Source organism: Thiocystis violacea (assembly GCF_016583565.1).
Lineage (GTDB): Bacteria > Pseudomonadota > Gammaproteobacteria > Chromatiales > Chromatiaceae > Thiorhodococcus > Thiorhodococcus violaceus_A.
In genome coordinates, this window is the sequence record NZ_NRRF01000010.1 from 1 (window position 1) to 12,074 (window position 12,074).

12 protein-coding genes are annotated in these 12,074 nt (G+C 63.4%); 5 read left to right on the top strand and 7 right to left on the bottom strand.

The window, feature by feature from the left end:
- The first annotated feature begins 110 nt into the window (after window positions 1–110).
- Window positions 111–476, top strand: coding sequence for a DUF29 domain-containing protein (locus CKO23_RS06115; RefSeq protein WP_274600195.1), 366 nt, complete (start codon window positions 111–113; stop codon window positions 474–476).
- A gap of 446 nt (window positions 477–922) precedes the next feature.
- Here the strand turns inward: CKO23_RS06115 and CKO23_RS06120 are convergent, their stop codons facing one another.
- The 7 genes from CKO23_RS06120 to CKO23_RS06150 all read right to left on the bottom strand — a co-directional run bounded on the left by CKO23_RS06120 (window position 923) and on the right by CKO23_RS06150 (window position 6,587).
- Window positions 923–1,159, bottom strand: coding sequence for a hypothetical protein (locus tag CKO23_RS06120; protein ID WP_200329115.1), 237 nt, complete (start codon window positions 1,157–1,159; stop codon window positions 923–925).
- Window positions 1,160–1,338: 179 nt separating this feature from the next.
- Window positions 1,339–1,458 carry a cytochrome bd-I oxidase subunit CydX gene (gene cydX, locus CKO23_RS06125; RefSeq protein ID WP_200329117.1) on the bottom strand — a complete coding sequence of 40 codons (120 nt, stop codon included), beginning with the start codon at window positions 1,456–1,458 and terminating at the stop codon, window positions 1,339–1,341.
- Window positions 1,459–1,554: 96 nt separating this feature from the next.
- On the bottom strand, window positions 1,555–2,697 hold the full coding sequence (cydB, locus tag CKO23_RS06130; RefSeq protein WP_207168458.1) for a cytochrome d ubiquinol oxidase subunit II: 1,143 nt from the start codon (window positions 2,695–2,697) through the stop codon (window positions 1,555–1,557).
- 15 nt (window positions 2,698–2,712) lie between these two features.
- A complete protein-coding gene (locus CKO23_RS06135; RefSeq protein WP_200329119.1) occupies window positions 2,713–4,317 on the bottom strand; it encodes a cytochrome ubiquinol oxidase subunit I in 1,605 nt (534 codons plus the stop codon).
- A 435-nt stretch (window positions 4,318–4,752) separates the two neighbouring features.
- Window positions 4,753–5,148 carry a NifB/NifX family molybdenum-iron cluster-binding protein gene (locus CKO23_RS06140; RefSeq protein WP_200329121.1) on the bottom strand — a complete coding sequence of 132 codons (396 nt, stop codon included), beginning with the start codon at window positions 5,146–5,148 and terminating at the stop codon, window positions 4,753–4,755.
- Between the two features lie 46 nt (window positions 5,149–5,194).
- Window positions 5,195–5,602 (bottom strand): DUF6858 family protein, encoded by a 408-nt coding sequence (locus tag CKO23_RS06145; RefSeq protein WP_200329123.1) that lies wholly within the window; start codon window positions 5,600–5,602, stop codon window positions 5,195–5,197.
- A 277-nt stretch (window positions 5,603–5,879) separates the two neighbouring features.
- Complete coding sequence (locus CKO23_RS06150; protein WP_200329125.1) at window positions 5,880–6,587, bottom strand: Crp/Fnr family transcriptional regulator; 708 nt, start codon at window positions 6,585–6,587, stop codon at window positions 5,880–5,882.
- A 350-nt stretch (window positions 6,588–6,937) separates the two neighbouring features.
- On the opposite strand from CKO23_RS06150, the gene CKO23_RS06155 reads away from it, so the two are divergent.
- From CKO23_RS06155 to CKO23_RS06170, 4 genes are all read left to right on the top strand, one after another.
- Complete coding sequence (locus tag CKO23_RS06155; RefSeq protein WP_200329127.1) at window positions 6,938–8,839, top strand: ATP-binding cassette domain-containing protein; 1,902 nt, start codon at window positions 6,938–6,940, stop codon at window positions 8,837–8,839.
- Between the two features lie 171 nt (window positions 8,840–9,010).
- Window positions 9,011–9,862: an ATPase gene (locus CKO23_RS06160; RefSeq protein ID WP_200329129.1), complete on the top strand. Its 852-nt coding sequence runs from the start codon at window positions 9,011–9,013 to the stop codon at window positions 9,860–9,862.
- A gap of 59 nt (window positions 9,863–9,921) precedes the next feature.
- On the top strand, window positions 9,922–11,007 hold the full coding sequence (gene metA / locus CKO23_RS06165) for a homoserine O-succinyltransferase MetA (RefSeq protein ID WP_200329131.1): 1,086 nt from the start codon (window positions 9,922–9,924) through the stop codon (window positions 11,005–11,007).
- Window positions 11,008–11,707: 700 nt separating this feature from the next.
- Window positions 11,708–11,968 (top strand): hypothetical protein, encoded by a 261-nt coding sequence (locus CKO23_RS06170; RefSeq protein ID WP_200329133.1) that lies wholly within the window; start codon window positions 11,708–11,710, stop codon window positions 11,966–11,968.
- Window positions 11,969–12,074 lie beyond the last annotated feature (106 nt).

The following is a 12,074-nucleotide window of genomic DNA, read 5'->3' on the forward strand; positions in this document are numbered from 1 at the left end:
CCACCGGAGCCACTCCAGGTAGTCGAGGCAGTCCGCATCGGTGCGAAACCAGGACTGGAACTCGCCCGCAGTCCGCGGATAATCAACGCCAGCATGAGGGTAAGTCACCCTTGGAGTTTACTCCGGTTAAGTGGAGACCCCAGATCGAGGAAATCGAGAGCATGGGTCGAAGCGAACAGCGCGAGCTTGTCAACCGCTTGGTGGTGCTGCTTCTCCATCTCCTGAAGTGGCGTTTTCAGCCTGGGCGTCGCGGGAATTCCTGGCGGTTGTCCGTCAAGGAGCAGCGCATCCGGCTGGAGGCCCACCTGGAGGATAATCCGAGCCTGACCGCGAAACTCGATCAAGCCATCACGCGAGCCTATCGACTGGCCTTGATCGAGGCTGAACGCGAGACCGGGTTGGCGGAATCGACCTTTCCGACGTCATGTCCCTTCACCTTCGCCCAGATCATGGATGATGCGTTTTGGCCGGAGTAGAGCTTAGGTCGCGTTGACCAAGACAGGCTCGGCGCTGCGCTGCTCACACACCGAGTCGAGGGCGTCGGCAAGCGCGCCTTTCGCCCATCCGCTCATGCGTCGGGGGTATCGCGTCCATTGCACCTTGCGGGCAATGGGCGACGTTAACGCTTCGGAGACCGCCAACGCGGCCTTGTCCACGATGGAATGCGCGGACCGATCGGCGATGGTGCGTAATCGTTGCTGGGTGCGGCGACGCCGGGCGTCGATCTTTTTCCGCCCCAGATTACAGCGCCGGATCCGGTCGGCCTTGGCGATCCGTCCAGCCCGCGCAGGATACGGTGAGGAACGAACCGCATCAATCGTGTCATTCAGACGACCATCAAATGATCATTTCTCAACTGCGAGGCCCAACGAAACGGCGCACGTTGGGCCTCCTAACGTCGGCCCAACCGACGGACGCTGGCTCACTTCTGGTCGCACCCGTCACCATCCCGCATGAGCACATCGCGGATGCGGGTGCGGCTCGGGACCTCGTAGCGCCCGTGACGATAGCGGCAGCCAAAGCGCGCACGGGCGGCCTGGCTAAGATCCTGCGCCCATGCGGCGATGGCCTTTAGCCACGCGCACCGCGCCTGCGGCGATGGTGAGCACTGCCGATAAGGGATGGCGCCGACCTTGGGCGCGACGTGGATCGGGCACATCGGCAAAGAACTCAGGAAGCGAACGCATCTGTTGTGCACTCAACATCCGTTTCGAGGCTCCGTCGTGGTCGAGAGGATCGAGCATCGGATGGGCCAGGCGTGCCTGGGCGCGCGCGATTGCCCAACAAAAAACGCGGCTGTCAGGCCGCGTTTTTTGTTGGGGGCGAGTGGTGCCCGGGTCAGCTAGACGGATTATCGTCCGAGGCCCCCATGCACTGCTCCGACTCATACCACATGACGTTGATAATGCCGAAGGCGAGTGCGAGGAGGACGCCCAGTATCCAGGAGAAGTACCACATCGGTTGTTCCTCTCTTCAGTGTTGGTGACGGCGGCTTGTCGGTTTGGCGGATCGGTTCGGTGTCGCCAATCGACAAGTCGCGCGTCTGTCTTCTGGTTAGTAGGCCAGGTGATCCTGTGCCTCAATCTCCTCAACCGTGACGCGTCGCCACATCTTGGTGTAGGTCCAAGTCGTGTACATGAGGATGAGTGGGACGAAGATGACCGCGGCCCAGAACATGACGGTCAATGTCAGGTGGCTCGACACGGCATCCCAGGCGATCAGGCTGCTGTTGGGGTTGGTGCTCGAGGGCATGATGAAGGGAAACATGGCGGCTCCAGCCGTCACGATGATGCCCGACAACCCGAGGCTGCTGGCGATGAGCCCGAGCCCGGCCCGACCTGACATCGATGCCAAAATGGCGAGCCCCATGCCGCCGAATCCCATGAGCGGGAAGAGCAGCGTCCAGGGATACTGGCCGTAGTTGGATAGCCAGGCGCCAGCCTCCTGCACCACTTCCTTCGTGAGTGGGTTGGGGGTCGCGTCCAGGGCCGGCATGGAGACCACGCGATAGCCGTCGATGCCAAAGCTTAACCAGACGCCGGCCAGCGCGAAGGCGACGATGGTCACCAAGCCGGCCTTTTTGGCGACGACCTTGGCGCGTGTCGCAATCGGCTCGGCTGTGCGCAGCTGCAGCCAGATGGCTCCATGCGTCACGAGCATGCCGAGGCTGACCACGCCAGCGAGCAGGGCGAAGGGGTTCAGCAGGCCGAAGAAGCCGCCGCTGTAGTAAGGACGGAGCAGGTCGTCGAGGTGGAAGGGAACGCCTTGCAGGAGGTTTCCGAAGGCGATGCCGAAGACCAGCGCCGGCACGGCGCCGCCGACGAACAGCCCCCAGTCCCAGGCATTTCGCCAGCGTGGATTCGCGATCTTGCTGCGATAGTCGAAGCCGACCGGTCGGAAGAAGAGCGCGAAGAGCGCCAGCAGCATGGCGAAGTAGAAGCCGGAGAAGGCGCTTGCGTAGACCAGCGGCCAGGCGGCGAAGATGGCGCCGCCGGCCGTGATCAACCAAACCTGATTGCCGTCCCAATGCGGCCCGACGGTGTTGATGATGACGCGGCGCTCGCTATCGGTCTTGCCGAGGAAGGGCAGCAGGGCGCCGACGCCCATGTCCAAGCCATCCGTCACGGCGAAGCCGATGAAGAGTACCCCGACCAGCACCCACCAGACGAACTTCAGGGTTTCATAATCCAGAATCATCAATCTGTCTCCGCTTTAGTCGGCCTGTTTCTGAGGAGCTGTCGCCGGTGTCATGCCGCCGGCATGTCCGGTTTCGCGTTCGTGATGATAGCGGCCCGTGTGCAGCGAGCTGGGGCCGAGCCGGGCGAACTTGAACATCAAGTACATCTCGATGACGAAGAGGACGGTGTAGAAGAGGATGAACCCGGACAGGCTGATGATGAGGTCGTTCGCGGTCAGGCTGGAGGCGGCGATGCTGGTGGGCAGCACTTCACCGATCGCCCAGGGTTGACGGCCGAATTCAGCGACGAACCACCCCGTTTCCGCGGCGATCCATGGCACCGGGATGCTAATAACGAAGAGTCTCAGCAGCCAGCGCTTGTCTTGGATCGACCTGCGTGCATTGAAGTAGAAGCCCAGCGCCAGAAGGAAAAGCATCCAAACGCCTGCGCCGACCATGACGCGGAAGGTCCAGAAGACTGGGGCAACCTCTGGTATCGAGTCCTTGACCGCCAGTGCGATCTGCTCTTCCGTCGCTTCGGCCGGATCCTCCGTGTAGGGCTTCAACAGCAGGCCGTAACCCAGATCCTGTTTGTGCTCATCGAAGACTGCGCGGTTGGCCTCCGTGTCCTCGCCGCCGCGGAGACGCTCAAGGTAATCGTAAGCGATCATGCCGCTGCGGATGCGGATCTCATGCTCGCGCATCAGGTCTTTGAGCCCGATGACCTGCTCGTCGAGCGAGCGCGTCGCAATGAGGCCAAGCAGCCAAGGCACCTTGATCGCGTCGTGCGTTTCCTGCGTCTCGTTGTCCGGGCGCCCGTAGATGGTGAAGGCCGCCGGAGCCGGCTCCGTCTCCCACTCGGCCTCGATGGCGGCGAGCTTTACCTTCTGAACGTCGCCGACCTCGTACCCTGATTCGTCGCCAAGCAGGACGACCGACAGGATGGAGGCGAGACCGAAGCCCACGGCGACCGAGAAGGAGCGCTTGGCGAATGCCAGATCGCGCCCTTTCAGCATGTACCAGGCGCTGATTCCCAGTACGAACATGGAGGCCGTCACATAGCCGGCCGCGACCGTGTGGACGAATTTCACCTGAGCGACAGGATTGAGCAGCAGCTCCATGAAGCTGGTCATTTCCATGCGCATGGTTTCGTAGCTGAACTCCGAGCCGACAGGGTTTTGCATCCAGCCGTTCGCGATCAGGATCCACAGCGCGGAGAGGTTCGAGCCCAGCGCGGTCAGGAAGGTGACGCCTAGGTGCTGGCGCTTGGTGAGCCGCTCCCAGCCAAGGAAGAAGAGACCGATGAAGGTCGACTCTAGGAAGAATGCCATCAAGCCTTCGATGGCCAGGGGTGCGCCGAACACGTCGCCCACGTAGTGGCTGTAGTAGGCCCAGTTCGTGCCGAACTGGAACTCCATGGTCAGTCCGGTGGTGACGCCGAGGGCGAAGTTGATGCCGAAGAGCTTGCCCCAGAACTTCGTCATGTCCCGGTAGATCTCACGGCCTGTCATGACATAGACGCTCTCCATGATCACGAGGATCCAGGAAAGCCCCAACGTCAGGGGGACGAACAGGAAGTGGTAGAGCGCGGTTGAGGCGAACTGCCACCGCGAGAGTTCGATCATGGAGCTGTCGAGCATGTGAAATTCTCCTAGGACCCGTGACCCGATGCCACGGACGGTTGGGAATTCGACGCTGGGTCATCGTATCGCCCCTTGGATCGGGGACGCCGTCGTGACCTTTGCGTCAGTCGTGGGAGACTAGACCAGATTGGGCTCCTACGGAAAGATTTCTCCCATGTCATTGATCGACTTATTTTTTATAGGGTCATTAAAAGGCATCGGCGCACCGTTGTCAGAGGGTTGGGGTGGTCTTTCGGGAGCGCGGAAGACCAGAAGGAGAGGGTTGGATCAATGCTTGGAATCTGCCGGTCGTGACGTCTGGCCGTGCCCTGCAGCTGGCCGGTGCGCGTCTGGCACGGCTGTCGTACCAGCCGCAACGGGCCCGTGTCGCCTGGTCGAAAGGCATCGGATGGTCTTCGATCCTGACTGGATGCGGCGCCGGAAGCCTGGCGTTCAGCGGGTCTTGAGCGGAATCTGCACCTGATCCTGTCCATGGCTGTGCTCGTCGTCATGCGGCGCAGCGGCAGGTAGCGGGCGTCCGGCGGCGAGATCCGCCGCCGCCTGGAGCGGATCCGTGGCGCTCGTCGTGTGGACCGCGATGCCGTGACGCGCCAGGCGCTCGACGAAGCCGCGCCCCGCGCTCTGGGTGATGACCGCGTCGATCCTTGCGCCGAACAGCGGGTGATCGTCGCCATGGTAGTCGTGCAGCGACATCTGGGCGGGCAGATCGAGGCGGCCGACCTCGTCGGCGGGGCCGGTGCCGTCGCTCTCCATGATGAGGAAGCGTCTGGTCTTGCCGGCATGGCCGGTGATGGTCTTGAAGTTCTGACTGGTGACGGCGATGCGCATGGGCTCTCCAAGGCTGAGTGATATCAGGGGATTCAGTCTGCCTCAATCAGGCCGCCGCCGTCTCCGCTTTGCAGAGTCCGACAGCCCAATCCTCCATGGCTGCATTGGCAACCGGCATGGGGGTCTCCAGGAAGGTGATCAAGAAGCCGCGGTCGGTTTCGGCGACACCGATGGAGCGCGGCCGGCAGGCGAGCAGCTCCGGTTTCGGCAGCGAGATGCCGAAGCAGAAGACGACGTTCTTCGCCGCGCGGATGTCCTCCCCGATGTGGCCTTCAGGCAGGCTCTGCGTGTGGGCGAAGTGGTCGAACTCGGCAATGAAAACCGCCGACCGGTGCGCTTCGATGCAGGCGCGGAAGTAACCGCAGATGGCTTCGACGGAATCCAGGCTGGTTTCACTGCGGTCGATCTCCAGGCAGAAGACCGGATACTCGTTCACGGAGACGGTTTGTTTCATGGCTGGATCCGCCGGCAATGGGGCTGGTTGGCATGGGCAGCGGGACTGCGGTGTGGTGGTGGGGTGCTGTCTAAGGACGCTGCCGCCCGGGCGGGCTGCGACCCCTTGCTTCCCCGCGGCCAGGGCTCCCGCTGCGTGTTTGGGCGCGTGGCCTCTGGAACTGGATGCGCGGCAGATTACCCGGGGATGACGGTTGCGGCATTGAAATCAGTCAACGCGGGCGCCCGCAGCAGCCGTGTTGCGGCCGGATGCGGTGGTTGCGCGCGCATGCCGAGACTCAGTCTTCCGCGATGCGCTTCAGATTGGGGATGTCGAGCAGGAAGAGGTTGGGGGCGGTTTCGACCAGCAGCCCCTGGCGCTTGAATTCCGCGATGGTGCGGCTGGTCGTCTCGGTGGTGACGCCCAGCATGGCGCCCATGTCTTCGCGGCTGAAGAGCTGGCATTCGCTGGTCTCGCGATCGCGCACCAGGCGAAGCAGCAATCTTGCCACGCGCTGGCGGGCCGAGCCGGTCGACAGTTCGGTCAGCCAGGCGTCGGCCTCGGAGAGCGCATGCTGCCAGCGCGCCATCAGCTCCCGATGCAGGCTGGGGTTCTCCTGTCCGAGCTCGCGGACGAGTCGGGCGGGGAAACGGCAGACCTCGGTCGGATGCAGGGCAATGGCGTCGTGGTGATAGGTGTCCTCGAGGATCGACTCCAGACCCAGGACATCGGTGACGCGCACGATCCGCACGATGCGCTGGCTGCCGTCCGGCAAATACTGCACCAGTTTCAGCACGCCGCTGCGCACCGTGAACATGTGGCCCCCGGCATCGCCCGCGTGATAGAGGTGTGCACCTGCTTTCAGGGTGAACTGGTCGATGGGATCATGGATCCGCTCGAAATCTGCTTCTTGAAGGCCCGCGAAGAGCACGGACGTCCGCAGCGAGCAGTTCATGCAATTCGCCCCGCCGGACCAGGCTTCACGGAGTGTCACGGTTCTCGTCATCGGCGTCAGTCGATCCCTAAACCAAAAGGAGCTAGCGCTCTGCGCAAGCGTACAATACTAACCCAAAGTCCGGTCTCCGCGCTGGAGTCGGGGTGTCAGTGAATGAGCGCAGGTTCGCGCCCGCTCACCGTGAGAGTGGACAGGCTCCAGGCGTCCCCACGGTGGCTCGACCCCCGCCCGCGTCCACGCGTTCGATGGACCATCCGCTCGTCGCCTAGCGAACCGGCTAACCCAAGTCGTCTCGGTTGGACAGGTGGCGCATCGCCAGGCGCGAACCGCATCGCGGCGGTCTCCAGCGATGCCAACCCCATTCCCCCGTTGCATCGACACCTTTATCGCCAGGAAATTCCATGACCTTGCTTAGTCTCGACTCGATCACCCTGTCCTACGGGATGCCACCTCTGCTCGACGAGGTCTCGTTCAGCATCGAACGCGGTGAGCGTGTCTGTCTGATCGGCCGCAACGGTGCCGGCAAGTCCACCTTGCTGCGCATCATCGCGGGCGAAGCCCAGGCCGATGGCGGACAACGGCGCGTCGCACAGGGCGTGACCATCGCGCGCCTCGCTCAGGAGATCCCGCGCGGCGAAGACGCCTCCGTCTTCGAAGTCGTCGCCTCCGGACTGGGCGAACTCGGGGATCTCGTTCGGGAGTACTTCCAGAGATCACATGCCTTGGGCGAACAGCCGACAGACGATGCGCTGGCGCGACTCGCCCACATCCAGCATCGGCTGGAGGACGGCGGTGGCTGGGAGATCGAGCAGCGCACCGAGCGGGTCATCTCGCGGCTCGGGCTCGACGCCGAGGCGCGCTTCGCGGCGCTCTCGGGCGGTCAGCAACGGCGCGTGCTGCTGGCGCGTGCATTGGTCGCCGAGCCGGATCTGCTGCTCCTGGACGAGCCGACCAACCATCTGGATATCGAGGCCATCGATTGGCTCGAGGAGCTGCTGATTGGCTTTCCTGGCTCGCTCCTCTTCATCACCCATGATCGCCGCTTCCTCCAGCGCGTCGCCACGCGCATCCTGGAGCTCGACCGGGGCAAGATCACCGACTGGCCGGGCGACTATGCCAATTACCTGCGCCGGCGCGAGGAGCGCCTGCATGCCGAGGCTCAGGCCGCCGCCCACTTCGATCGCAGGCTCGCCGAGGAAGAGGTCTGGATTCGCCAGGGCATCAAGGCGCGCCGCACGCGCAACGAAGGCCGCGTGCGCGCCCTTGAGGCGATGCGCGAGGAGCGGCTGGAACGTCGCGAGCTGCAGGGCACCGCGCGTCTGCGCGTGACCGAGGCGGACCGCTCGGGCAAGCTCGTCGCGGAGGCCGAGGGCGTGAGCTACAGCTGGGGCGAGCGACCTGTCGTCCGCGACTTCAGTGCGCTCATCCTGCGCGGCGACAAGATCGGCATCATCGGCCCCAACGGGGTGGGAAAGAGCACCTTGCTCAAGCTCCTGCTCGGCGATCTGGAGCCCCAGCAGGGCTGCATCCGGCGCGGCGCCAATCTCCAGGTCGCCTACTTCGACCAGCTGCGTGCCCAGCTCGATCCAGAGAAGAGCGTGCAGGACAATGTCGCGGGTGGCAGCGACCAGATCGAGGTGGAGGGGGGCAGCCGCCATGTGCTGTCCTACCTCAAGGATTTTCTCTTCACCCCCGAGCGGGCTCGCCAGCCGGTCAAGGCACTCTCAGGCGGGGAGCGCAATCGACTGCTCCTGGCCAAGCTCTTCACGCGGCCGGCCAATCTCCTGGTGATGGACGAGCCCACCAACGATCTGGATACCGAGACGCTCGAACTGCTGGAGGAACTCCTGGTCAAGCTCGCCGGCACCTTGCTTCTGGTGAGCCACGACCGCGCCCTGCTGGACAACGTCGTGACCAGCACCCTGGTCTTCGAGGGCGACGGGCGGGTCTGCGAGTACGTCGGCGGTTATGAAGACTGGCTGCGCCAGCGCCCGGCGCCGGCGGTCCCGGACCCAGTGGCGGCGCCCAAGTCCAAGCCGGCTACCGGCAAACCGCAGGCCACCCAGCCCAAGGGCGATGCGGTCAAGCTCAGTTACAAGGAGCGACGCGAACTCGATGAGCTGCCAGGGCGGATCGAGGCGTTGGAGACGGAGCAGGCCGAGCTGCATGCCCGGCTGGCGGATCCGGCGCTCTACCAATCGGAGCCCGACGCGGTCGCCACGCTCAAGTCTCGACTCGGGGAGGTGGATCTGGCACTCGAGCAGGCCTACGCGCGCTGGGAGGGGCTGGCGGCGCGGGAGTAGGTTCGCCACGCGTCCGCTGCGCGCAATGGCAAGGGTGCTAGCCCTGCATTACCATCGCGCCTTGCATCACTCGCATCCGCTCATTGCCCGGAGGCGTCCCTGGTCGAGCGCCATCGGCGGCGACCGTGCCGGGGCGGGCGGGTCTTCATTCACTGCTCTGGAGTTTCGCTCTTGAAATTCACGGTCGACGAATTCCGTGCCTGGAAGCACAAGTGCGTCACGCTGCTCGGCATGTCAGGGGTCGGTAAGACCTACCTGTCCGCGACGCTGCGCCGCAACGACTGGTTCCACTACTCGGGCGACTACCGCATCGGCACGCGCTATCTGGACGAGCCGATCCTGGACCTCATCAAGGCGCGGGCGATGCGCGAGCCCTTCCTGCGCGAGCTGTTGCGGCGGGACTGGATCGCCATCCGCAACAATATCAAGGTCAATGACCTGGGGCCGGTGCTCAGCTTCATCGGCAAGCTCGGTAATCCGGAGCTCGGCGGTGTGCCGCTGGACGAGTTCAGCCGACGGCAGGCGCTCTACCGCGAGGCTGAGATCGCCGCCATGCTGGATCTGCCGGACTTCGTGCGCAAGGCGCAGGAGATCTACAGTTATGCCCACATCGTCAATGACGTGGGTGGCAGCCTCTGCGAGCTGGACGAGCCACGGGTCATCGACCTCTTGGCCGCGCACAGCCTCATCCTCTACATTCGCGTCCCGGAGGCGGATGAGATCAAGCTCATCCAGCGTGCCCAGGCCGATCCCAAGCCGCTCTACTACCGCCCTGAGTTCCTGAAGACCGCGATCAAGGACTACCTGGAGCTGCGCGCGCTGGACTATGTGGCGGAGATCGATCCCGACGATTTCACCCGCTGGGTCTTCCCGCGGCTCTTCCACTCGCGGGTCCCGCGCTATGAGGCGATCGCCCGGCCGCACGGCTATACGGTGTCCTCCGAAGACGTCGCCCGCGTGCGCGACGAGCCGGATTTCATCGAGCTGATCGAGTCAGCCATCGCTCGGACCGCTGCCGGATAAGTGATGTCGCGTCCCGAGTCCAAGGCTCGGGCCCATGCGTAATTGGATGTCGACCGCCCATGCCTATCGTCGCCCACAATGCCCTGCCTGCCTTCGCCCGGTTGCGCGAGGAGGGTCAACAGATCCTGGATCCGAAGCTGGCGCTGCACCAGGACATTCGCGAGCTGCACATCGGCCTGCTCAACATGATGCCGGACGCGGCCCTCGCGGCCACCGAGCGCCAGTTCTTCCGCCTCGTCGGTCAGAGCAATGAGATCGCGCAGTTCTATGTGCACCCCTTCACTCTCGATGGGCTCGCGCGTGGCTCCGAGGCCCAGGAGCATATCCGGCGCTACTACCAGCCGTTCGAGCAGATCCGCGACGAGGGTCTGGATGCGCTCATCATCACGGGCGCCAATGTCAGCGGGCCAGACCTCGCTCAAGAGCCCTTCTGGCAGCCCCTGATCGAGGTCGTCGACTGGGCCTACGCGCACGTCTGCTCCACCCTCTGCTCCTGCCTGGCGACCCATGCGGTGATGCAGTTCCGCTATCAGCAACGCCGCCAGCGACTGCCCGCAAAGCGCTGGGGTGTCTTTCCGCATCGCGTGGTCGCCCGCGCGCATCCGCTGGTGAGCGATGTGAACACCCGTTTCGACGTGCCTCACTCCAGGTTCAATGACATCAGCCACGAGCAGTTCGTCGCGGCTGGTCTGCAGGTGCTCGCCGAGAGTGCCGAGGCCGGCGTCCATCTGGCCGTGAGCCCGGACGGCTTCAGGCAGGTCTTCCTCCAGGGGCATCCCGAATACGACACCATCTCGCTGCTCAAGGAGTACAAGCGCGAGGTGCATCGCTTCGCGACCGGTGTCCGCGCCGACTATCCGGTCTTCCCGGACAACTACTTCGGGCTTCAGGCGCGGGCCATTCTCGACGAGCACCGCGCACATGTCCGCGCCGCCCTGGACGCCGGCGGCCAGCTGCCGGAATTTCCCGAGCATCGCATTGCGGGGGGGCTCCACAACACCTGGCACGACACGGCCGAGGGTGTCATCGGCAACTGGATGGGGCTCGTCTATCAGGTCACCAACAACGATCGCAAACTCACCTTCATGTCGCGCGTCGATCCGAAGGATCCGCTGGGGCTCCACACGGGTCAGCCGTTGCTCTGAGCCTGCATCCGGCCATAACTGACCGCTCGCCGGTTTCCAGCGAGCGGTGCTCATGCATCAACGGGCCATCCAGGTGGGTGGACGATCCAGGAGTTCGACTGGCCACTCGGCACGCGGGTCAGGCGTGATCGACCTGAACGCAAGGCGAAGGGCATGCCGAAGGGCTTTTGCGACCTGGCGTCCTGTGGGATCTCATGCCTGGCTCCACGCTCCCCGCTCGATTCCCGCCCGCTTGCACTCGAATGGGTGCGATACGCCACATTTTTGCCTCTTTGGAGCGACTAATCTTTGATCGATGGTGCTCCATCATGGGCTCGGGCTTGCGTGGTTGACAAGTTGACAGGTTGACAATCGGGTCAGGGTGTTTTGTTGTAAAAAATAAACACTCTGAAACGGACCGTCGGCTCCCTGGCGTCTTCGTCGTCAATCCTTGAAAGACTGGTAATACATCACGTTTTACGGCGAAATAGCAGACCTTTACCCTTGCCGTTTGTTGCTTTTTTGTACTAGACTTAAGCCACGAGATGCGGCATGCAACCTATCTGAGACGGTCTTGTTGCGAAGACGACTCATTTAGCGATGTCAGCTGGCAACTCAGGCGTGATCCAGGGTGGGGTAGGCGTCTCTCAGATCCGCTCAAACGACCAGCTCAAGCACGATTAGCTCAAACTCAGACTCTTGAATTCTACGAAGGCCAGCCATGTTCGAAATAAGCGAGAACGCGATCCGTTATAAATGGGATCCTGTGACATCGACCGGTTACAAACTACGGTTCGATGCCGAGGGTGCCGCCAAGGGTGGACACTGCTGTTTCCACGTCGAAGACTGGAACTGCCGCACCGTCACCGGCGAGTGGCCGTGCGAGGATCTGGACGAAGCGCTCGGCGTGCTCAGTCACTTCTTCAGCGTGGACATCGAGCAAGAGCGTGAGCGTCTGAGCGCTTGGCTTCCTGCCGCCTGAGGTCTGTCCGCGCTCTCAAGTGCGCTGATGCGTAAGGGGCCGCGTGCGGCCCCTTATCTTTTTATCCTTTGGCCATGCGTCAGTCCTGGCCGGTCCCGTCTCACCT

What these genes read in the sequence shown, in the direction of transcription:
- metA (WP_200329131.1), top strand. Translation starts at nt 9,922, where the DNA reads ATGCCTATCGTCGCCCACAATGCCCTGCCTGCCTTCGCCCGGTTGCGC.
- CKO23_RS06140 (WP_200329121.1), bottom strand. Translation starts at nt 5,148, where the DNA reads ATGCGCATCGCCGTCACCAGTCAGAACTTCAAGACCATCACCGGCCAT.
- CKO23_RS06155 (WP_200329127.1), top strand. Translation starts at nt 6,938, where the DNA reads ATGACCTTGCTTAGTCTCGACTCGATCACCCTGTCCTACGGGATGCCA.
- CKO23_RS06150 (WP_200329125.1), bottom strand. Translation starts at nt 6,587, where the DNA reads ATGACGAGAACCGTGACACTCCGTGAAGCCTGGTCCGGCGGGGCGAAT.
- CKO23_RS06135 (WP_200329119.1), bottom strand. Translation starts at nt 4,317, where the DNA reads ATGCTCGACAGCTCCATGATCGAACTCTCGCGGTGGCAGTTCGCCTCA.
- cydX (WP_200329117.1), bottom strand. Translation starts at nt 1,458, where the DNA reads ATGTGGTACTTCTCCTGGATACTGGGCGTCCTCCTCGCACTCGCCTTC.
- CKO23_RS06120 (WP_200329115.1), bottom strand. Translation starts at nt 1,159, where the DNA reads ATGTGCCCGATCCACGTCGCGCCCAAGGTCGGCGCCATCCCTTATCGG.
- cydB (WP_207168458.1), bottom strand. Translation starts at nt 2,697, where the DNA reads ATGATTCTGGATTATGAAACCCTGAAGTTCGTCTGGTGGGTGCTGGTC.
- CKO23_RS06145 (WP_200329123.1), bottom strand. Translation starts at nt 5,602, where the DNA reads ATGAAACAAACCGTCTCCGTGAACGAGTATCCGGTCTTCTGCCTGGAG.
- CKO23_RS06170 (WP_200329133.1), top strand. Translation starts at nt 11,708, where the DNA reads ATGTTCGAAATAAGCGAGAACGCGATCCGTTATAAATGGGATCCTGTG.